16 protein-coding genes and 2 pseudogenes are annotated in these 20294 nt (G+C 64.0%); 13 read left to right on the top strand and 5 right to left on the bottom strand.

The features are described 5' to 3' along the window. Nucleotides 1-25: 25 nt before the first annotated feature. The 4 genes and pseudogenes from ACRQ5J_RS21415 to ACRQ5J_RS21400 form a co-directional block, all read right to left on the bottom strand. On the bottom strand, nucleotides 26-382 hold the full coding sequence (locus ACRQ5J_RS21415; protein WP_432379606.1) for a hypothetical protein: 357 nt from the start codon (nucleotides 380-382) through the stop codon (nucleotides 26-28). A gap of 219 nt (nucleotides 383-601) precedes the next feature. Next, nucleotides 602-982: a BlaI/MecI/CopY family transcriptional regulator gene (locus tag ACRQ5J_RS21410; protein ID WP_432379604.1), complete on the bottom strand. Its 381-nt coding sequence runs from the start codon at nucleotides 980-982 to the stop codon at nucleotides 602-604. 18 nt (nucleotides 983-1000) lie between these two features. After that, nucleotides 1001-2399, bottom strand: a pseudogene (locus tag ACRQ5J_RS21405) (leucine-rich repeat-containing protein kinase family protein). A gap of 62 nt (nucleotides 2400-2461) precedes the next feature. Next, on the bottom strand, nucleotides 2462-3307 hold the full coding sequence (locus ACRQ5J_RS21400; RefSeq protein WP_432379603.1) for an MBL fold metallo-hydrolase: 846 nt from the start codon (nucleotides 3305-3307) through the stop codon (nucleotides 2462-2464). 99 nt (nucleotides 3308-3406) lie between these two features. On the opposite strand from ACRQ5J_RS21400, the gene ACRQ5J_RS21395 reads away from it, so the two are divergent. The 9 genes and pseudogenes from ACRQ5J_RS21395 (at nucleotide 3407) to ACRQ5J_RS21355 (ending at nucleotide 14817) form a co-directional block, all read left to right on the top strand. Beyond that, nucleotides 3407-4324 carry a LysR family transcriptional regulator gene (locus tag ACRQ5J_RS21395; protein ID WP_432379602.1) on the top strand — a complete coding sequence of 306 codons (918 nt, stop codon included), beginning with the start codon at nucleotides 3407-3409 and terminating at the stop codon, nucleotides 4322-4324. A gap of 215 nt (nucleotides 4325-4539) precedes the next feature. Further along, nucleotides 4540-7395 (top strand): 2-oxoglutarate dehydrogenase E1 component, encoded by a 2856-nt coding sequence (locus ACRQ5J_RS21390; protein WP_432379600.1) that lies wholly within the window; start codon nucleotides 4540-4542, stop codon nucleotides 7393-7395. A 77-nt stretch (nucleotides 7396-7472) separates the two neighbouring features. Continuing rightward, nucleotides 7473-8729 carry a 2-oxoglutarate dehydrogenase complex dihydrolipoyllysine-residue succinyltransferase gene (gene odhB / locus ACRQ5J_RS21385; protein WP_432379599.1) on the top strand — a complete coding sequence of 419 codons (1257 nt, stop codon included), beginning with the start codon at nucleotides 7473-7475 and terminating at the stop codon, nucleotides 8727-8729. A gap of 56 nt (nucleotides 8730-8785) precedes the next feature. Beyond that, nucleotides 8786-9106, top strand: a complete 321-nt coding sequence (locus tag ACRQ5J_RS21380) for a PspC domain-containing protein (protein ID WP_432379598.1) — start codon at nucleotides 8786-8788, stop codon at nucleotides 9104-9106. 31 nt (nucleotides 9107-9137) lie between these two features. Beyond that, nucleotides 9138-10540: pseudogene (gene lpdA / locus ACRQ5J_RS21375) on the top strand (dihydrolipoyl dehydrogenase). 171 nt (nucleotides 10541-10711) lie between these two features. Then, nucleotides 10712-11809: a cell division protein ZapE gene (zapE, locus tag ACRQ5J_RS21370; RefSeq protein WP_432383703.1), complete on the top strand. Its 1098-nt coding sequence runs from the start codon at nucleotides 10712-10714 to the stop codon at nucleotides 11807-11809. 9 nt (nucleotides 11810-11818) lie between these two features. After that, nucleotides 11819-12457, top strand: a complete 639-nt coding sequence (locus ACRQ5J_RS21365) for a hypothetical protein (protein WP_432379597.1) — start codon at nucleotides 11819-11821, stop codon at nucleotides 12455-12457. A 97-nt stretch (nucleotides 12458-12554) separates the two neighbouring features. Beyond that, nucleotides 12555-12755: a YdcH family protein gene (locus ACRQ5J_RS21360; RefSeq protein ID WP_135202455.1), complete on the top strand. Its 201-nt coding sequence runs from the start codon at nucleotides 12555-12557 to the stop codon at nucleotides 12753-12755. A 25-nt stretch (nucleotides 12756-12780) separates the two neighbouring features. After that, on the top strand, nucleotides 12781-14817 hold the full coding sequence (locus ACRQ5J_RS21355; RefSeq protein ID WP_432379596.1) for an ATP-dependent DNA helicase: 2037 nt from the start codon (nucleotides 12781-12783) through the stop codon (nucleotides 14815-14817). A 101-nt stretch (nucleotides 14818-14918) separates the two neighbouring features. On the opposite strand, the gene ACRQ5J_RS21350 is transcribed toward ACRQ5J_RS21355, so the two are convergent. Next, nucleotides 14919-15896: an NADPH:quinone oxidoreductase family protein gene (locus ACRQ5J_RS21350; protein WP_432379595.1), complete on the bottom strand. Its 978-nt coding sequence runs from the start codon at nucleotides 15894-15896 to the stop codon at nucleotides 14919-14921. 156 nt (nucleotides 15897-16052) lie between these two features. On the opposite strand from ACRQ5J_RS21350, the gene ACRQ5J_RS21345 reads away from it, so the two are divergent. The 4 genes from ACRQ5J_RS21345 (at nucleotide 16053) to ACRQ5J_RS21330 (ending at nucleotide 20291) form a co-directional block, all read left to right on the top strand. Further along, on the top strand, nucleotides 16053-16658 hold the full coding sequence (locus ACRQ5J_RS21345) for a toll/interleukin-1 receptor domain-containing protein (RefSeq protein WP_432379593.1): 606 nt from the start codon (nucleotides 16053-16055) through the stop codon (nucleotides 16656-16658). 9 nt (nucleotides 16659-16667) lie between these two features. After that, the gene (locus tag ACRQ5J_RS21340) at nucleotides 16668-18620 is read left to right on the top strand and encodes a KGGVGR-motif variant AAA ATPase (RefSeq protein ID WP_432379592.1); all 1953 of its coding nucleotides are present in this window, start codon (nucleotides 16668-16670) and stop codon (nucleotides 18618-18620) included. Nucleotides 18621-18690: 70 nt separating this feature from the next. Then, nucleotides 18691-19428, top strand: a complete 738-nt coding sequence (gene surE, locus ACRQ5J_RS21335) for a 5'/3'-nucleotidase SurE (RefSeq protein ID WP_432379591.1) — start codon at nucleotides 18691-18693, stop codon at nucleotides 19426-19428. After that, nucleotides 19425-20291 (top strand): protein-L-isoaspartate(D-aspartate) O-methyltransferase, encoded by an 867-nt coding sequence (locus ACRQ5J_RS21330; RefSeq protein ID WP_432379590.1) that lies wholly within the window; start codon nucleotides 19425-19427, stop codon nucleotides 20289-20291. The genes surE and ACRQ5J_RS21330 overlap by 4 nt, the downstream gene beginning before the upstream one ends. Nucleotides 20292-20294: the final 3 nt, after the last annotated feature.

The following is a 20294-nucleotide window of genomic DNA, read 5'->3' as shown; positions in this document are numbered from 1 at the left end:
CGGAAGTTTGATTATGGAAAGATTATCACACTCTCCGGTTGCGGCGGTCGGGACGCAGCACCAATAACCACCAACACAACACTCCGATCGTCAATTGCGGCAAATTGAACAGGAATTTATCGAGCGTGGCGTCGCGCCGCTGCGGCCAGGCGCTGTTGGCGGTCTCGGCCATGATGTTGGTGTGGTAGAAGCAGGCCGCCAACAAAAGCAGGGCGGCGATGCCCCACACCGCCGGCAGGCTGGTGATGCGGTGGCGCAGCAGCGCCGCAAACGGGTAGGCCAGCACGCAGCAGAAGACGTAGGCGAACAGGTTGGCCGGCAGGTTGGCCAGATCGAAGTGCGGCAGCACCACTGGCACCGCGCAGATCGCTACCGCCAGCATGACGGCAATAACAGGATGGGAGCGCTCAGGCCAGGAATCGAAGCGATTAATCATTATTGGGGCCGTGGTGAAAGGCGACCATTGTAGTCTCACTTGCCGCGCCCGTCATTCCCGCGTAGGCGGGAATCCATACCGCATATGCTTCACTTCATCGCGCGCCTCAACGGCAAACTCAGCATGGATTCCCGCCTTCGCGGGCATGACGGGGGCGGGCCGGAGTTATTTTTCCTGGTCGAGCAGGGCCTGGATTTCTTCGCGTTCTTTTTTGCTGACGTGGCCGCCGCGCAGCGCGGCCAGCACCAGTGCCTTGCCGGAGCCGGCGAAGGCTTTCTGGATCAGGTCTTTCAACAGGCCGGTCTGTACCGAGTCTTGCTCCTGCACCGGCGCGTAGATGTGGGCGCGCTGGCTTTCGTCGCGCTTGACCAGGCCCTTGGTGTGCATGATTTGCAGCACGCGCAGGACCGTGGCGTAGTTGGCGTCGGGGCGCGTTTCCACGGCGGCTACATGCACCTGGCGCGCCGTGGCCGGGCCTAGCGCATATAGCAGGCGCAGCATTTCCAGTTCGGCGGCGGTCGGTTTGGGCAGGTTCTTGGTACTCATGGATGTAGAATAAAATATCTAGAATGGATTGTCTAGCTCTTCTTTGATGTCGGTGAAGCGCGGCGTGCCCTGTTGGCAGGCGGCTTGCAGGGCGCGCAATGCCGCTGGTGCGTGGTCGCTGCGGTCCAGCAGCTCTTCCAGCAGATTGCCGAAGGCGCGCACTTCCAGCGTTTGCAGGGCGCCGGCTTGCGGACTGGCAGGGTCGTAGAACGAGGCGGCGCCGAAGTCGCCCAGCAGCGTTTGGCCGTGGTCGTCGTGCAGGATGTTGTGGCCGTAGAGGTCGCCGTGCAGGATGCCATGGGCGTGTAGCTGGGCGGCGGCGGCGGCGATGCCGCGCGCGATGCCCAGCGCGGTTTTCAGCGCGAAGCGCGCATCTTCGGCGTAGATGTCGCGGGTGCAGCTGTCCAGGCTGGGTGGGCCGGCGAGGTTGCGGAACTCGGGCGGGATCAGTGACATCACCAGCCCGTGCGCGTGGCCGGGATGGTCTTCAATGTGGCCGAGGATAGGAATCAGGTTCGGGTGGGCGCCGGCGCCGAGGCAGGCCGCCATTTCGCTCAGCGGCGAGCCGTCGCTGGTCATTGCGCCCTTGAAGAGCTTGACCGCGACCGGTTGGCCGGCGCCGGGCGCGCTCGCGGCGGTTTCGCCGGCGGCCGGCAGCAGCGGCGGCGCAGCGGCTGGCGTGGCCGCAGGGGCGGGCGCGTGGCCGCGCCCGACGGACGCGGCCGGCGACGCAGCGGCGTGCCAGTCGGCGCGGTAGATGATGCCTGAGGCGCCTTCGCCAAGCTTTTCGCGCAGTGTCAGCGATTGCCAGCGGATCGCCGCCGACGGCGTGTGAACCAGTGCCTCCTCGCGCTGTTCGGTGAAGGGATTGCCGGCATAGGCCAGCCACGTGAGGCGCGGCAGCGACAGCAGCCAGTCTGGCAGCGCGGTCAGCTGGTTGCTGGCGATGCGCAGCAGTTCCAGCTTGTGCAGCGCCGCCATCGAGGCGGGCAGGGCACGCAGGCGGTTCCCGGCCAGCATCAGCTTTTGCAGTTGCGGGCGCTCGCCCAGCGCGGCCGGCAGTTCTTCGATAGCGTTATCGGTCAGCACCAGCCAGCGCAGGCCGGCCGGCAGCGCGGCGGCGGGCACGTGGCGGATCTGGTTGGCCTTGAAGCCGACCATGCTCAGCGCCGGGCACGCGCCCAACATGGCCGGCAGTTCGGTGAACTGGTTGTCGGAGCAAAAGATGATGCGCAGTTTGTGCAGCCGCGGCAGGTCGTCCGGCAGCGAGGACAGCGCGTTGCCGGACAGGTCGAGGATTTCCAAGCTGTCGGCCAGCGTAAAAATCTCGCGTGGGAATTCGGTGAGGCCGCAGCGCAGGGTCAGGCGTTGGATGCCGGCCAGCGCGCCGCCTGCGCAGCTGCTCCAGAGTATGCATGTGAGGTGGCGATTGAAAACGACGGCGCAGTGTATCACTTCGCCGTCGCCGCCGGGCTTACCTCACCACTTCATTTCGCCCTTGGCGACCTTGGCGCTGATGTCGAGTGCGCTTTCCAGGCCGGCGTTGGGGTACAGCTGCTTCATGCGACCGATCAGCGCTGCCGAGTCGGCGGCCTTGGCGGCTTCGGCTTCGAACTTGACCAGGTAATCGCGGGTGTAGCCGACCGACTCCGGCGTCAGTGGCGCGCCCGGCTTGAAGTGGCCCGGCACCACGGTCACCGGTTTCAGCGCGGCGATGCCGTCCAGCGTGGTCAGCCACTGCTTGCGCGATGCCGGCGTTTGCGTGTCCGCCGTCCACACGTGCAGTTCGTTGAAGGCGGTGACGCCGCCGACGACCGCCTTGATCGACGGAATCCATACGTAACCGCGCGGCGCCGCCTTGATTTCCAGGGTCTTGCCTTCGAGCGTGATGGTGTCGCCCTTCAGCGGCTGCGGCACGATGACCTCATGCGGCGCGTTTTCCTTCAGGATCGGGCCCCAGTAGGCGACCTTGGCGGCTTTCTTCTTTTCGATGCCGGCAATCACCGCCGGCGTGGCGACGATCTTGGCGTCCGGGAAGGCGGCGTGCACCACGTCCAGGCCGAAGTAGTAATCCGGATCGTCGTGGCTGATATAAATGGTGGTCAGATGCTTGCCGCCGGCGCGGATGCGCTCCACCAGCTTGACCGCCTCGCCGCGCGAGAACTGGGCGTCGATCAGCACCGCGTCCTTGTCGCCGCTGACGATGACGGACGCCACCGGGAAGATGGCGGCCTCGCCGGGGTTGAATACATCCAGCTTCAGCGGCGCGGCGTGGGCGGCGACGGTGGTGGCAAGGGCGGCGGTCAGCAGGGCTTGTTTGAACATGATCACTCCAGTCAGTAAGAATGACGCCATCTTAAATTTCTCGATCCGATAGAAAAATACGGTATTCTGCGTTTATTAATTGCATAAATCGGATGAATAATGGACCGCATCACCGCCGCGCGCGTGTTTGTCGGCATCGCCGAGCGCGGCAGCATGATCGCCGCCGCAGACGCCCTCGACATGTCGCGCGCCATGGTCACGCGCTATCTGGCCGAGATGGAGGCATGGGCCGGCGCGCGCCTGCTGCATCGCAGCACCCGCCGCCTGAGCCTGACCGACGCCGGCGAACTCACGCTTGAACGCTGCCGCCGCATGCTGGACGTGGCCGACGGCATGGCGGTCGCCACCGGCGCCGACGCCGACACGCCGCGCGGCCTGCTGCGCATCACCTGCTCGCAGGCGCTGGCGCAGGCCGAGCTGCTGGGCGCGGTCAGCGAGTTTCTCCGGCGCTATCCGCACACCGCGGTTGACTTGCAAATGAGTAACCGCGCCGTCAACCTGATCGAGGAGCGCATCGACCTGGCGCTGCGCGTGACCAATACACTGGAGCCGAACCTGATCGCCCGGCAACTGGGCGTGTGCGACTCGGTGGTGTGCGCCGCACCATCGTATTTGCAGGCCCACGGCACGCCGACGCTGCCGCAGGATCTGGCCGGCCACAACTGCCTGACCTACAACTACTTCGGCAAGAGCCTGTGGCAGTTCACCGGCGCTGACGGTGAAAAGCTGTCGGTGCCGGTCAGCGGCAATCTGTCAGCCAACGAGGACTTCATCCTGCTGAAAGCGGTGGAGCAGGGCGCCGGCATCGCCTTGCAGCCGCTGTACAGCGCGGCGCCGCTGATCCGCTCGGGCCGCCTGCTGGCGTTGCTTCCTGGCTACACTCCCTTAAGCATGGGAATCCACGGTATTTACACCTCGCGCCAGCACATGTCGCCAGCCCTGCGCGCCATGCTGGACTTATTGCTAACGTGGTTCGCCGCCGAACGGCAGAGCGAGCAGGGGCGCGGCTTAAGTTAAAATTAATGGTGCAAGATTGTTCGGTATTCGTCCGCACAAATGGTTGTTGCGATACAATACCGGTGCTATGCTGAAGGACCCGTTTTAGGTAACACCCGAATAAATAGCCCTTCCCCCACAACTTGATGTGCAATCCGCTAACCGGTCAGGCCGTGTCGCGGAAGGTTAGACCAACCCGCTAATTCCTCGCGAAGCGCGAAGAAAGGTGAGCAAGAATGATGCAACAATATACGTCCAACTCCTACCTGTTCGGTGGGAACGCACCGTACGTTGAAGAACTGTACGAAGCGTATCTGAATAACCCGGGCTCGGTGCCAGACAACTGGCGTGCCTACTTCGACGCCATGCAGCACGTGCCGGCAGTCGATGGTTCCAACAAAGCCGACGTCGCCCACGCCTCCGTCATCGCCTCCTTCGCCGAGCGCGCCAAAGCCGGCCCGATCCGTACCGTGACCGCCTCCACCGACGTGGAAATGGGTCGCAAGCGCGTCGCCGTTACCCAGCTGATCGCAGCCTACCGTTACCTGGGCTCTCGCTGGGCCAACCTGGACCCGCTGCAACGCCAGGAGCGTCCGAACATTCCTGAGCTGGAACCAAGCTTCTACGGCTTCACCGATGCCGACCTGGACACCGTATTCAACATCAGCAACACCTACTTCGGTGGCGAAACCGCGACCCTGCGCGACCTGCTGAACTACCTGCGCGACACCTATACCCGTTCGATCGGCGCAGAGTATATGTACATCTCGGACCCGACCGAAAAGCGCTGGCTGCAAGAGCGCCTGGAGTCGATCCGCTCGACCCCGAATTTCACCCCGGAAAAGAAAAAGCACATCCTGGAGCGCCTGACCGCCGCCGAAGGCCTGGAACGTTACCTGCACACCAAGTACGTCGGCCAGAAGCGTTTCTCGCTGGAAGGCGGCGAGACCTTCATCGCCTCGATCGACGAGATCATCCAGCGCGCCGGTGAAAAAGGCGTGCAAGAGATCGTGATCGGCATGGCCCACCGCGGCCGTCTGAACGTGCTGGTCAACACCCTGGGCAAGGCGCCTAAAGACCTGTTCGAGGAATTCGAAGGCAAGCACGCCGAAGACCTGCCGGCCGGCGACGTCAAGTACCACCAAGGTTTCTCGTCGGACATCTCGACCGTGGGCGGCCCGGTGCACCTGTCGCTGGCGTTCAACCCATCGCACCTGGAAATCGTCAACCCGGTGGTTGAAGGTTCGGTCAAGGCCCGCATGGACCGTCGCGGCGACCACGGCGGCAAACAAGTGCTGCCGATCCTGGTGCACGGCGACGCCGCGTTCGCCGGCCAGGGCGTGGTGATGGAAACGCTGAATCTGGCGCAGACCCGTGGCTACGGCACCGGCGGCACCGTGCACATCGTCATCAACAACCAGATCGGCTTCACCACCTCCGACCCGCGCGACGCCCGTTCGACCATCTACTGCTCGGACGTGGTCAAAATGATCGAAGCGCCGGTGCTGCACGTCAACGCCGATGATCCGGAAGCGACCGTGCTGGCCTCGCAGATCGCCATGGACTACCGCGCCGAGTTCGGCAAGGACATCGTGGTCGACATCATCTGCTACCGCAAGCTGGGCCACAACGAGCAAGACACGCCAGCGCTGACCCAGCCGCTGATGTACAAGAAAATCGGCAAGCACCCAGGCACCCGCAAGCTGTATGCGGACAAGCTGGCGACCCAGGGCGTGATCGCGGCCGACGGCGGCGAGCAGATGCAAGCCGCCTACCGCGACGCCATGGACGCCGGCAAGCACACCGTCGATCCGGTCATCTCCAACTTCAAGAACAAGTTCGCGGTCGACTGGCTGCCGTTCCTGAACAAGAAATGGACCGACGCCGCCGACACCGCCGTGCCGCTGACCGAACTGAAACGCCTGGCCGCGCGCATCACCACCGTGCCGGAAGGTTTCAAGGTCCACTCGCTGGTGGAAAAAGTGCTGGCCGACCGCGCCGCCATGGGCCGCGGTGAAATCAACCTCGACTGGGGCATGGGCGAACACCTGGGCTTCGCCTCGCTGGTATCGTCCGGCTACGCGATCCGCCTGACCGGCCAGGACGCCGGCCGCGGCACCTTTGTGCACCGTCACGCCGTGCTGCACGACCAGAACCGCGAGCGTTGGGACGCCGGCACCTACGTGCCGCTGCAAAACATCGCCGAAGGCCAGGCGCCGTTCACCGTGATCGACTCGGTGCTGTCGGAAGAGGCGGTGCTGGGCTTCGAATACGGCTACTCGACCGCCGAGCCGAACACCCTGACCATCTGGGAAGCCCAGTTCGGCGACTTCGTCAACGGCGCCCAGGTTGTCATCGACCAGTTCATCAGCTCCGGCGAAGTGAAGTGGGGCCGCGCTTCCGGCCTGGTGATGATGCTGCCGCACGGCTACGAAGGCCAGGGTCCGGAACACTCGTCGGCACGTCCTGAGCGCTTCCTGCAACTGTGCGCGGACAACAATATGCAAGTGGTGCAGCCTACCACCGCCTCGCAGATCTTCCATGTGCTGCGTCGCCAGATGGTGCGCCAGTTCCGCAAGCCGCTGGTCATCATGACGCCGAAATCGCTGCTGCGTAACAAGGACGCAGGTTCGCCGCTGAGCGAACTGGCCAAGGGCGCGTTCCAGACCGTGATCGGCGAAGTGGACGAGAGCATCGACGCCAAGAAAGTCAAACGCGTGATCGCCTGCTCGGGCAAGGTCTACTACGACCTGGTCAACGCACGCAAGACGCGCGGCCAGACCGATACCGCCATCGTGCGTATCGAGCAGCTGTACCCGTTCCCGCACAAGGCCTTCGCCGCCGAACTGAAAAAGTTCCCAGCCGCGACCGAAGTGGTGTGGGCACAGGACGAACCGCAGAATCAGGGCCCATGGTTCCAGATTCAGCACAACATCTTCGAGAGCCTGGAATCGGGCCAGCGCCTGGCGTACGCCGGTCGCCCGGCATCGGCGTCGCCAGCAGTCGGTTACTACGACAAGCACTACGCCCAGCAAAAAGAACTGCTGGAAACCGCGTTCTCGAAACTCAAAGGTTTCATCCTGACCAAATAAGCAGCACCACTTTATGAACGGAGCGCCCGGCCGCTACGCGGCGGGCGCCGCAAAAACAAAATATACGGAGTTTTTTCATGGCACAAATCGAAGTCAAAGTTCCTCAACTGTCGGAATCCGTCGCTGAAGCGACCATGCTGACCTGGCATAAAAAAATCGGCGAAGCCGTTGCGCGCGACGAAAACCTGATCGACATCGAAACCGACAAAGTGGTTCTGGAACTGCCGGCACCTGCCGCAGGCGTCCTGGTGCAAATCATCAAGGGCGACGGCAGCACCGTGGTGGCTGACGAAGTGATCGCCATCATCGATACCGACGCTGGCGCCGCTGCTGCCCCGGCTGCCGCCGCTCCTGCTGCCGCACCTGCCGCCGCGCCTGCCGCTGCCGCAGCGCCTGCCGCCGCGACCGGTGGTTCGAAAGGCGACGTGGCCATGCCGGCCGCCGCCAAGATCCTGTCGGAAAAAGGCCTGAGCGCTGGCGATGTCGCCGGTTCGGGCAAAGATGGCCGCGTGACCAAGGGCGACGCCCTGGCCGCCTCGGCATCGTCGACCCCGGCCGTAGCACCGCTGGCCGCGCCAGCCGCCAAGCCAGCGCTGGCCCAAGTGGCCGCGCCTGCCGCCGCCAACCTGGGCGACCGTCCGGAAGAGCGCGTGCCGATGAGCCGCCTGCGCGCCCGTATCGCCGAGCGCCTGCTGCAATCGCAATCGACCAACGCCATCCTGACCACCTTCAACGAAGTCAACATGGCGCCGGTGATGGACCTGCGCGCCAAGTACAAGGACAAGTTCGAGAAAGAACACGGCGTCAAGCTGGGCTTCATGTCGTTCTTCGTCAAGGCTGCTGTTGCCGCGCTGAAGAAATACCCGATCCTGAACGCCTCGGTCGACGGCAACGACATCATCTACCACGGCTACTTCGACATCGGTATCGCGGTCGGTTCGCCGCGCGGCCCGGTGGTGCCTATCCTGCGCAACGCCGACCAGATGTCGATCGCTGAAATCGAGAAGAAAATCGGCGAATTCGGCGCCAAAGCCAAGGAAGGCAAGCTGACCCTGGACGACCTGACCGGCGGCACCTTCTCGATCTCGAACGGCGGCACCTTCGGCTCGATGCTGTCGACCCCGATCATCAACCCGCCGCAATCGGCGATCCTGGGCGTGCACGCGACCAAGGACCGCGCCGTGGTGGAAAACGGCCAGATCGTTGTTCGTCCGATGAACTACCTGGCGATGTCCTACGACCACCGCATCATCGACGGCCGCGAAGCCGTGCTGGGCCTGGTGGCCATGAAGGAAGCGCTGGAAGATCCTGCACGCCTGCTGCTGGACCTGTAATTCATCGCGTGACCCCGGAGCCGCACGGCTTCGGGGGATTCTCAGGAAGGTCTTGAATGAGCGTTGCTGAAGAAATCAAGCGTTTGCACGAACTGCATCAGGCCGGTGCGCTGTCGGACGAGGAGTTCGCCGCCGCCAAAGCCCGATTGCTGAACAATCCGCCCGCCGGCGGCACCAGCGACATCACCACCTTGCGCCGTTCGCGCAGCGACCGCTGGTTGGGCGGCGTGTGCGGCGGACTGGGCCGCATCAGCGGCGTCGAGTCGTGGATCTGGCGCGTGCTGTTCGTGCTGTTCGTCGTCACGTTTGGTTTTGGCATCGCGATCTACATTCTGTTATGGATCTTCGTTCCAGAAGACGAACTGATTGGAAATTAAAAAATGAGTAAAACAATTTGACGTAGTAGTTATCGGCGCCGGTCCTGGCGGTTACATCGCTGCCATCCGCGCCGCGCAGCTGGGCTTCTCGGTCGCTTGCGTGGACGCGTGGGAAAACGAAAAGGCGGCCCGGCGCCGGGCGGCACCTGCACCAACGTCGGCTGCATCCCGTCGAAAGCGCTGCTGCAATCGTCGGAACACTACGAGCACGCCGGCCACGCGTTCAAGGAACACGGCATCGACGTTGCCGGCCTGTCGCTGAACCTGCCGCAAATGATCAAGCGCAAGGACACCGTTGTGAAGCAAAACAACGACGGCATCCTGTTCCTGTTCAAGAAAAACAAGGTGACCTTCTTCCACGGCCGCGCGTCGTTTGCTGGCGCCGCCACCGCTGAAGGCTACCCGCTGACCGTGTCGGCCCCGGCCAACGAAACCATCGTCGGCAAGCAAGTGATCATCGCCACCGGCTCGAACGCGCGCGCGCTGCCGGGCGCCGAGTTCGACGAGCAACTGATCCTGTCGAACACCGGCGCGCTGGCCATCGGCGAGGTGCCGAAGAAGCTGGGCGTGATCGGCGCCGGCGTGATCGGCCTGGAAATGGGTTCGGTATGGCGTCGCCTGGGTTCGGAAGTGACCGTGCTGGAAGGTCTGCCGACCTTCCTCGGCGCCGTGGACGAGCAGATCGCCAAGGAAGCCAACAAGCTGTTCACCAAGCAAGGCCTGAGCATCAACCTCGGCTGCAAGATCGGCAAGATCACCAAGGGCGACAACAACGTCACCGTGGAATATGACAACGCCAAGGGCGAGGCCAACACCGCCGTGTTCGACAAGCTGATCGTCTCGATCGGCCGCACCCCGAACACCAACGGCCTGGCCGCCGACAAGGTCGGCCTGGCGCTGGACGAGCGTGGCTTCGTGGCGGTCGATGACGACTGCAAAACCAACCTGCCAGGCGTGTGGGCGATCGGCGACGTGGTGCGTGGCCCGATGCTGGCGCACAAGGCGGAAGAAGAGGGTGTTGCCGTGGCCGAGCGTATCGCCGGCCAGCATGGCCACACCAACTTCGCCACCATTCCGTGGGTAATCTACACCTCGCCGGAAATTGCCTGGGTCGGCCGCACCGAGCAGCAGCTGAAGGCTGACGGCGTCGCTTATAAGGCCGGTACTTTCCCGTTCCTGGCCAACGGCCGCGCACGTGCGTTGGGCGATACCTCGGGCATGGTCAAGTTCCTGGCGGACGCGACCACCGACGAAATCCTGGGCGTGCACATCATCGGCCCGATGGCTTCCGAGCTGATCTCGGAAGCCGTGGTGGCGATGGAGTTCAAGGCTTCGGCCGAAGACATCGCGCGCATCTGCCACGCGCACCCGTCGCTGTCGGAAGCGACCAAGGAAGCGGCGCTGGCGATCGACAAGCGTACGCTGAACTTCTAAGCCTGATGTAGCTTGCGTTACAGGGCGGGCCGCTACGGCCCGCCGTTTTTATTTGCGCAGACCGCAAACCCGTCATTCCCGCGCAGGCGGGCATCCATGGAACAGCGAAGCATCGTCAGCATGGGTTCCCGCCTGCGCGGGAACGACTACAACGGTAAGACACACAACATCATGAACGTCCAAGAGTACTACCACAACGCGCTGTCGCAGCGCGGCTACAAGGCCGATGAGGCGCAACAGCGCGCCATCACTCGTCTGCAGCAATGCTATGACGAATGGGTCGAGTACAAGTCGCAGCGCTCCAGCACCTTCAAGCGCCTGATCAACCGTCCGTCCGTGCCGAAAGGCGTGTACATGTGGGGCGGTGTCGGCCGTGGCAAGTCCTTCCTGATGGACAGTTTCTTCTCGGTGGTGCCGCTGGTGCGCAAGACCCGGCTGCACTTCCACGAATTCATGCGCGACGTGCACCGTCAGCTCGACGAGCTGCGCGGCGTGGCCGACCCGCTCGACGAGGTGGCCAAGCGCGTGGCCAAGAAATACCGGCTGATCTGCTTCGACGAGTTCCACATCTCGGACGTGGCCGACGCCATGATCATGTACAACCTGCTGAAGGCGCTGTTCGACAACGGCGTGTCCTTCATCATGACCTCGAATTACGATCCGGAACTGCTGTACCCGGACGGCCTGCACCGCGACCGCATCCTGCCGACCATCGCGCTGCTGTACGAAAAGCTCGACGTGATGAACATCGACGCCGGCATCGACTACCGCGGCCGCGCGCTGGAGCAGGTCGAGGCCTACTACACGCCGCTCAACGCCAAGACCGACGCGGCGTTGCGCGCGGCCTACGCCAGCGTGGCAGAGACCGCCGACGAGGACCCGGTGATCCGCATCGAGGCGCGCGAGATCCGCGCGCTGCGCCGCGCCGGCACCATCATCTGGTTCGACTTCCACACGCTGTGCGGCGGGCCGCGCTCGCAGAACGATTACCTGGAAATCGCCAGCCGTTTCCATACCGTGATATTGTCCGGGGTGCCGATGATGTCGGCGTCGATGTCGTCCGAGGCGCGCCGCTTCACCTGGCTGATCGATGTGTTTTACGACCAGGGCGTTAAACTGCTGATGTCGGCGGAAGTCGCGCCCGAAGAGCTGTACACGACCGGCGCCATGGCCAACGAGTTCCACCGGACCGTGTCGCGCATTGTCGAGATGCAATCGCAGGAATACATGAACCGCCAGCAGCGTGGCGCCGCTGCCTCGCTGGCGTAAGGAAAAGCAATGAAAGCCCGTATTATCATGATCGCGCTGGCTGTGCTCAGCGCAGCGGCGCAAGCCCAGGTGACCTCGGTCGCAGAGGCCGACGCCGCGCTGGAAAAGGTCGCCACCGACCGCACCGCCGTGAGCGACGAGTTCGCCGCAAGCGAACGCGAGTGCTACACCCGGTTCTTCGTCAACAACTGCCTCGACAAGGCCAAGGAAAAGCGCCGCGTAGCGCTGGCCGAAATCCGCGCGCGCGAGGTCGACGCCGAGCACTTCAAGCGGGTCGACTCGGTGGCCGGGCGCGACGCCGACCTGGCCGAGCGCGTCCGCAAGGACGCGGAGGAAGCCGCCACGCGCGCGGCCCAGCCGCCGAAAGCGCCGAAGCAAGAGCATCCTGAGCCGAAGGCGCCGACCGGCCCGCGCCTGGCCGAGCGCGAAGCGCAGTACGACGCCAAGGTCAAGCGCCAGCAGCAGCAGGAGGCCGCCAATGCCGCCAAGCGCGCGGCCAACGTCGCCGCGTTCGAGCGCAAGCAGGCCGAGGCCGAGCGTCGCCAGGGCATCGTCGCCCGCAAGAAGGCGGAGAACGAGGAAAAGGCGCGCCGCGCGGCCGAACGCGAGGCCGCCGCCGAGCAAAAGGCGGCGCAGCCGGCGCGATGATTGGTTGGCGCGCGGCGCGGCGTCGTTTACACTATGGCCGTGTTGCGCCGTGCGCGCGATTGCCTTTTGTTGTGGTGAAACTAATTGGTTGAGAAATATGACTGATGTGCAAGATATCCAACGTCGTTTGATCGAACTCGACGTCGAACACCGCGACCTGGACGCGGTCATCAATATGCTCACTCTGGACGGCCACCACGACCAACTGCAATTGCGCCGCCTCAAAAAGCGCAAGCTGCAACTGAAAGACCATATCACCCTGCTGAAGATGCAATTGGTGCCGGACGTGCCGGCCTGAGCCGAACGCCACAACGAAGTTTATTTTGACCCAACACCTCCCACCGTCCCCCGACGCCACGCCCGCCGTCATCGGCGCCACGCCAGAACAGCCTCCCGGCAAGTATGATTCCGAGGTCGAGCGCCTGTTCGGCGCCGGCGGTCCGCTGGGCCCGGCCGTAGGCGACTTCCGTCCGCGCCGCTCGCAAACCGAGATGGCCAAGGCGGTGGCGTCGGCCATCGCCGCGCAAACCACCTTGATCGCCGAGGCCGGAACCGGCACGGGCAAGACCTTCGCCTACCTGGTGCCGGCGCTGCTGTGGGGCGGCAAGACCATCGTCTCGACCGGCACCAAGAATCTGCAAGACCAGTTGTTCCTGCGCGACATTCCGACCGTGCGGGCGGCGTTGCAGGCACCGGTATCGGTGGCGCTGCTGAAGGGGCGCTCGAACTACCTGTGCCACTACCACCTGGAGCGCACGCTGCAGAATGGCCGCATGACTTCGCGCGACGACGTCGGCCACCTGCGTGAAATCTCGCGTTTCCTGAAAATGACCAAGACCGGCGACAAGGCCGAGCTGGCGCGCGTGCCCGAAAACGCGCTGATCTGGAACCTGGTGACCTCGACCCGCGACAACTGCATGGGCACCGAGTGCCAGTACTACCAGGACTGCTTCATCATGAAGGCGCGCAAGGAAGCGCAGCAGGCGGACGTGGTGGTGGTCAACCACCACCTGTTCTTTGCCGACGTGGCGCTGAAGGACTCCGGCGTGGCCGAGCTATTGCCGTCCGCCAACACCATCATCTTCGACGAGGCGCACCAGCTGCCGGACACGGCGACGTTGTTCTTCGGCGACACCTTCTCCACCTCGCAGGTGCTGGAACTGTGCCGCGACGTGCTGGCCGAAGGCCTGTCGAACGCGCGCGACGGCGCCGACTGGGGCAAGGTGGTGACGGTGGTGGAAAAAGCCGCGCGCGACCTGCGCCTGACGTTCCCGCAAGACATCGTCCGGCTATCGCTGCCGCAGATCGCCCCGTCGAGCGACTTCTTCCCGGCGCTGCAAACCTTGAAGGACGAGCTGGACGGCATGATGGCGGTGCTGGAAACCCAGGCCGAGCGCGCCGAAACGCTGGAACAGTGCCGCCAGCGCGGCCTCGAGCTGGTAGCGCGGCTGGCCGCCTGGAAATTCGACCCGAAAGCCAAGGTCGCCAAGGGAGAGGAAGCGGTATTCTGGGTGGAAGCCTACGCCTCGTCGCTGCAGTTGCACAAAACGCCGCTATCGATCGCGCCGATCTTCGCCGGCCAGCGCGAGGGCGTGCCGCGCAGCTGGATCTTCACCTCGGCCACGCTGGCGGTGAAGAAAGACTTCAGCCACTTCTCCGAGCAGATGGGGCTGACTGACGAGCCATCGATGTCCTGGCCCAGCCCGTTCAACTACGAGGAACAGGGCATCTTGTACGTGCCGACCGGCCTGCCGGACCCGAACTCGTTCGGCTACACGGACGCGGTGCTGGACCTGGCGCTGCCGGTGATCGAAGCGGCCGGCGGAAAAACTTTCCTGCTATGCACCACTTTGCGGGCGGTCAAGCGCGCCGCCGAGCGCCTGCGCGACGAATTCGAAAAGCGCGGCCTGCCGTATCCGCTGTTCGTGCAAGGCGACAAAGGTCGGACCGAGCTGCTGGACCAGTTCCGCAAGGCCGGCAATGGCGTGCTGATCGGATCACAAAGCTTCTGGGAAGGCGTTGACGTGCGCGGCGACGCGCTATCGCTGGTCATCATCGACAAGCTGCCGTTCGCACCGCCGGACGACCCGGTGCTGGCCGCGCGCATCGAAGTGATGGAAAAGCAAGGCAAAAACGGCTTCATGCACCACACGCTGCCGGAAGCCATCATCAACCTGAAGCAGGGCGCCGGGCGCCTGATCCGCGACGAAAACGACCGGGGCGTGCTGATGCTATGCGACCCGCGCGTCATCTCCAAACCCTATGGCAAGCGCATCTGGCAAAGCCTGCCATCCTTCAAGCGCACGCGCGAACAGGAAGTCGTCATCGAATTCTTCAAAAACAAGAATTCCAACCAGTAACTTTTAGTACCAAAACCGGGGTCAGGTCTGACATTCGCACACGAGCTCAACTGCGTTGCAGTTGAGCTCGTGTGCGAATGTCAGACCTGACCCCGGAGGTGTTATTGAGGCAACACGATCACTTTGCCGGTGACTTTGCGGGCGGCCATGTCGTTGAGGGCCTGGGCGGCTTGGTCGAGTGGGTAACGGGCCGAGATGTGTGGCTTGATTTTGCCTTCGTGTAGCCATTTCAGTAACTGGCCCATGTTGGCCATGTTGGCTTTGGGGTTGCGCTTGGTGAATTCGCCCCAGAAGACTCCGACCAGCGAGGCGCCTTTCAGCAGCGTCAGGTTGAGCGGTAGCCTGGGGATGTCGCCGTTGGCGAAGCCGACCACCAGGTGACGCCCTCCCCAGGCGATCGAGCGCAATGCCGCCTCGCTGTATTCGCCCCCAACCGGGTCGTAAATGACGTCCGCCCCCTTGCCGCCAGTCGCCGCCTTCACCGCTTCCCGTAAGTCTTCCTTGCTGTAGTTGATGAGCACGTCCGCGCCGTGCTGGCGGCATACTTCCAGCTTCTCATCCGTCGAAGCGCAAGCAATGACGCGGGCTCCAAGCGCCTTGCCGATCTCGATCGCCGCCAGGCCCACACCGCCAGCCGCGCCAAGAACTAGCATGTTTTCGCCAGCTTCTAGCTTGGCGCGGTCGATAATCGCATGGTACGAGGTGCCATAGGTGAGGGTGATGGCGGCAGCCGTATCAAACTCCATGGCGGGCGGCATCGGGATCACGGCTTGTGCCGGCGCTAATAGTTGTTGTCCGAAGCCACCGGTCGGGACGAAGGCGATGACCCTGTCGCCGGGCTTGAAAGTCGTCACATCGGCAGCGACCGAGCGGATGACGCCGGAGACTTCGCTGCCCGGTACGAACGGCAGCGCGGGCTTGAATTGGTATTTTCCCTGCACGATCAGCACGTCAGGAAAGTTGACGCCGGCGGCGTGGACGTCGATGACCACCTCGCCCGCACCGGCCTCCAGGTCTTGCAATTCTTTTACCGCTAACGCGTCTGGGTTTCCCCACGCTTCGCATACGACAGCTTTCATTCTGGTCTCCTTGTTTATAAAAAAGAACGCTCGTTATATTTTTATCTTACCGGAAAACGCCAGCCGTTTGCGCAAAGTTCGGACTGCCGCGCGTTTGTTTTGCATCAAAGTGTGCGCCGAAAGGATTGTTAGAGTTGGTTAAACGCAGGGGGTATCATGACTATCCGTCACGGCTGCTTTTTCAGTTATGCACATGGCCAGCATGCTTATATGAGCAAGTTCAAGAACGACCTTGTCGATGCCTTGAAATGCTATCTGGAACCGCACTTCGACAATGAGAATGAATTGTTCATTGATAGTGAGCAGCTCGGAGGAGGGGATGACCTCGACGGCAAGATCGCACGCGCCCTGTGCGAGAGCGTCTGCATGATTGTCATTTACACACCCAAATACGAGGCCCATGGTTACACCCGCCGCGAATTTGCTGCGATGCAACTTATCGAAAACGAGCGCAAACAGTGGTACACCCTGCCCAGCCACCTGATTATTCCGGTGATCATGACCCGCCACCCGGTCAGCCTGCCGCCGCAAATCGCCGGTCCCGGCATGTATGTGGATTTTTCCCGCTATACGCTGGCCAGCGGCGACCTGAAGGCCAACCCAGATTTCATCCCGGACATTGAAAAAATCGTCCACCGCATTGCCGAGCACTATCACTGCCTAAAACAGAGTACGCCGCCGGGGCACGACTGCAGCCGTTTCGTCTTGCCGGAGATCCCGCCCGCATGGCGCGCCATTCCTCCTCCACATTTCCCACGCTAAAGGTTTGTCATGGAACTCACTTCCCTGCCACTACCGCCGCTGAGCAGCGGCGGCGAAGTCATTACTTTCTATTCATACAAGGGCGGCACGGGTCGCACCATGGCGCTGTCTAATATAGCGGTGCTGCTGGCGCGCCAGCAGAGCGCCACCACGCCGGTGCTGATGATCGACTGGGACCTGGAAGCGCCGGGCTTGCATCATTATTTTGAACACCAGCACGAGCACAAGCCCGGCGTGCTGGAATTCTTCGAGGCCTGCCATGAGCAGTTGCTGCGCCGCCAAGGCGCCACCCTGGACGACGACGCGCTGGCGCACGAGGTGCTGACCGCTGTTGGCTGGGAGCAATATGTGAGCCGCGTGGACGAGGCCAGCCAGCTGTACCTGATGCGCGCCGGGCGTCTGGACGATACCTTCCCGGAACGGCTGGCCGCGATGGAGTGGGAGACGCTGTTCCACCGCTGCCCGGCATTGTTCCGCTGCTTCGCCGAGCGCTTGTCGCGCCACTTCCGCTACGTGCTGGTCGATTCGCGCACCGGCCGCACCGATGTCGCCGGCATTTGCACCACTTTGCTGCCGCGCAAGCTGGTGCTGGTGTTCACCCCCAACCGGCAGAGCCTGGAGGGCGTGCAGGCGCTGGTCAAGCGCGCCACCACCTACCGCCGCAGTCACGAGGACGAGCAGCGCCCGCTGATGGTCTATCCTTTGCCGTCGCGCATGGAGATGGACGACAGCTCCCTGCGCGCCCAGTGGCGGCGCGGCGATGCCGCGCGCAATATCGCCGGTTACCAGTCCGGCTTCGAGGAGGTGCTGCGCGACAGTTACGGCATGCAGATGGTGTCGCTGGAGAGCTATTTCGACGAGGTGCAGCTGCAGCAGACGCGCGCGCTGGCCTATGGCGAGCAGGTGGCGGTGCGGCAGGAGCATGGCGACGGCGACCGTTTTTCGCTGACGCGCACCTTCGAGTCGCTGCTGGCTTGGCTGGCGCCCGGCTATTTCCCGTGGCAGTCGCTGGGCGAGATCAAGCTTCAGGGCGCCATCGGCGCGGCGCGGCGGGCGCTGGACGAGGGCGGGGCCGGCGCGCGCGCGGTGCCGCCGCCGCTGGCGCGCGACCTCAACGCGCTGGGCGAGCTGTATCGCCGCGAGGGGCGGCTGCGGCAGGCGCTGGCCAGTTTCGAGGAGAGCCTGTCGCTGCGCCAGCGCGGACTGGGCGAGGATCATCCCGATACGCTGGTCAGCAAGATCAACCTGGCCGACACGCTACGCCAGCAGGGCCGGCTGGACGAGGCGCTATTCCTCGACGAATGCATCGTCGACGCCCGCGAACGCATGCTGGGCGCCGACCACTTCGATACGCTGAGCGCGCGCGCCGGGCTGGCTGCGACGCTGGGCTTGCAGGGTCGCCTGTCCGAGGCGCTGCCGCTGCAAGAACAGGTGCTGGACGCCTATCTGCGCCTGCTCGGCCCCGATCACCTGCTGACCCTGTCCGCGAAGGCGGCGCGCGCCAAGCTGCTGTTGCAGCGGGGCGAGGTGGAACTGGCGCTGGCCACGCAGGAGCAGGTGCTGGCGGCGCGGCGCCGGCTGCTGGGCGCCGAGCACGCCGAGACGCTGCGCAGCAAGACCGAACTGGCGCACACCTTGCTTCAAATGCAAGAACTGGACGTCGCGCGTAATCTGCTGGATGCGGTGCTGCAAGCCAATTTGCGCCGGCTGGGGGCGGACCATGCGCAAACCCGCGACGCGCGCGAGCAGTTGATCGATGTCCAGCTGCAACTGGGAGTGCCGGCCGACGAGGCGCCGCTGGTGCCCGAGCTGCATCAGGACGCCTCGATGGACGATTACGGCGGCGCGCCGCTGCGGCCGCGCCGCCGTGGCGCCTCTGCCAACAGTGCCTGGCCGCGCGGCGCCGACGACCTGCTGGCGCTGGACGGCTACCTGTCCGGCACCCGTGACAACCCGCGCTAATCAAAATTTATGCGAAAAGGGCAGGGCCGGCATGCGCAGTCCGGCCATTGCTTCAGGTAAAATCCTTTGAATGAGAATCCTGATAAGCAATGACGACGGCTACCTGGCGCCCGGCATCAATGCGCTGGCCAACGCGCTTGCCCAGATCGCCGAGATCGTGGTGGTGGCGCCGGACAGCAACCGCTCGGGCGCGTCGAACTCCCTGTCGCTGGACCGGCCTTTGTCGGTGCAGCAGGCCAGCAATGGTTTTTATTTTGTCAACGGCACGCCCAGCGATTGCGTGCACGTGGCGCTGACCGCGCTGCTCGACTACCGGCCCGACCTAGTGGTGTCCGGCATCAACAACGGCCCGAATATGGGCGACGACACGCTGTACTCCGGCACCGTGGCGGCCGCCACCGAGGGCTATCTGTTCGGCATTCCGGCCATGGCGTTCTCGCAGGGCACGTACGGCTGGGAGCATATCGACGACGCCGCACGTCATGCGCGTGACATCGTGCAGCGTTATTATGAAACGTTGCCGCATCCGTATCTGCTGAACGTGAACATCCCCAACCGTCCTTATGAGCAGCTGAACCAGGTGGTCGCCACCCGTTTGGGCCGGCGCCACCAGGCCGAACCGGTGATCCGCGCGCAGGACCCGCGCGGCCGCGATATTTACTGGATCGGCCCGCCGGGCGCCTGCAAGGACGCCGGCGAGGGCACCGACTTCAACGCCTGCTCGCAAGGCCAGACGTCGATCACGCCCTTGCAGATCGATCTGACCCACACCACCCAACTCAATGCATTGGCAAGGGCCTTGGCATGACCGAAAAACACCGTACCTTTCCTTTGCCGCTGTCCTCGGTAGTCGATCAGGGGGCCAGGAAGGCGGCGGTCTTCAAACCGGTGGCGACGCCGCAAACGGCCACGCAGAACGCCGCGCGCTACGCGCCGCCGCCCTATCCGGCGGCCAAGCCGGTGGCGGCGCCGTCCAAGTCGCACAGTTCCGCGCTGGAGCGCGCCCAGGCGGCGCAGCCGGCGCCGCGCCAGAGCGCGCTGGTGTCGGACGGCGTGCGCCGCGCCATGGTGCAGCGCATCGCCCGGCAGGGCGTCAAGGACCCGGTGGTGCTGGCGGCGATGGAATCGGTGCCGCGCCATCTGTTCATGGACGAGGGCCTGGCGCCGCAAGCCTATGTCGACGCCTCGCTGCCGATCGGCCACCAGCAGACGATTTCCCAGCCCTACATCGTCGCCCGCATGATCGAGGTGATGCGCAACGGCGGCCCGCTGGCGCGCGTGCTGGAGATCGGCACCGGCTGCGGCTACCAGGCGGCGGTGCTGTCGTGCGTGGCGCAGCAGGTGTACTCGATCGAGCGCATCAAGCCTCTGCACGAGCTGGCCAAGGCCAATCTGCGCCCCTTGCGCGTGCCGAACCTGCGTCTGCACTACGGAGATGGTATGCTTGGGCTGCCGCAAGCGGCACCGTTTGACGGTATCATTCTGGCCGCGGCCGGAATGGCCGTGCCGCAGGCGCTGCTGGACCAGCTGGCCATCGGCGGCCGCCTGGTCGCGCCGGTCGGCGCCCAGACGCAGCATTTGGAACTGATTACGCGCATCGGCAAGCAGGAGTGGACCAGCCAAACGCTGGAAGATTGCCACTTCGTGCCCTTGCGCCCGGGCGTTGTCTAGATG

It is taken from the genome of Duganella sp. P38 (assembly GCF_050859475.1).
Lineage (GTDB): Bacteria > Pseudomonadota > Gammaproteobacteria > Burkholderiales > Burkholderiaceae_D > Rugamonas.
This window is presented reverse-complemented; position numbering and strand designations above follow the sequence as displayed.

Coding starts and splice junctions, on each gene's coding strand:
- ACRQ5J_RS21340 (WP_432379592.1), top strand. CDS start 16,668: ATGGAACTCACTTCCCTGCCACTACCGCCGCTGAGCAGCGGCGGCGAA.
- ACRQ5J_RS21380 (WP_432379598.1), top strand. CDS start 8,786: ATGAGCGTTGCTGAAGAAATCAAGCGTTTGCACGAACTGCATCAGGCC.
- ACRQ5J_RS21400 (WP_432379603.1), bottom strand. CDS start 3,307: ATGTTCAAACAAGCCCTGCTGACCGCCGCCCTTGCCACCACCGTCGCC.
- ACRQ5J_RS21415 (WP_432379606.1), bottom strand. CDS start 382: ATGCTGGCGGTAGCGATCTGCGCGGTGCCAGTGGTGCTGCCGCACTTC.
- ACRQ5J_RS21390 (WP_432379600.1), top strand. CDS start 4,540: ATGATGCAACAATATACGTCCAACTCCTACCTGTTCGGTGGGAACGCA.
- ACRQ5J_RS21410 (WP_432379604.1), bottom strand. CDS start 982: ATGAGTACCAAGAACCTGCCCAAACCGACCGCCGCCGAACTGGAAATG.
- surE (WP_432379591.1), top strand. CDS start 18,691: ATGAGAATCCTGATAAGCAATGACGACGGCTACCTGGCGCCCGGCATC.
- ACRQ5J_RS21395 (WP_432379602.1), top strand. CDS start 3,407: ATGGACCGCATCACCGCCGCGCGCGTGTTTGTCGGCATCGCCGAGCGC.
- ACRQ5J_RS21345 (WP_432379593.1), top strand. CDS start 16,053: ATGACTATCCGTCACGGCTGCTTTTTCAGTTATGCACATGGCCAGCAT.
- ACRQ5J_RS21360 (WP_135202455.1), top strand. CDS start 12,555: ATGACTGATGTGCAAGATATCCAACGTCGTTTGATCGAACTCGACGTC.
- ACRQ5J_RS21365 (WP_432379597.1), top strand. CDS start 11,819: ATGAAAGCCCGTATTATCATGATCGCGCTGGCTGTGCTCAGCGCAGCG.
- ACRQ5J_RS21330 (WP_432379590.1), top strand. CDS start 19,425: ATGACCGAAAAACACCGTACCTTTCCTTTGCCGCTGTCCTCGGTAGTC.
- ACRQ5J_RS21350 (WP_432379595.1), bottom strand. CDS start 15,896: ATGAAAGCTGTCGTATGCGAAGCGTGGGGAAACCCAGACGCGTTAGCG.
- zapE (WP_432383703.1), top strand. CDS start 10,712: ATGAACGTCCAAGAGTACTACCACAACGCGCTGTCGCAGCGCGGCTAC.
- odhB (WP_432379599.1), top strand. CDS start 7,473: ATGGCACAAATCGAAGTCAAAGTTCCTCAACTGTCGGAATCCGTCGCT.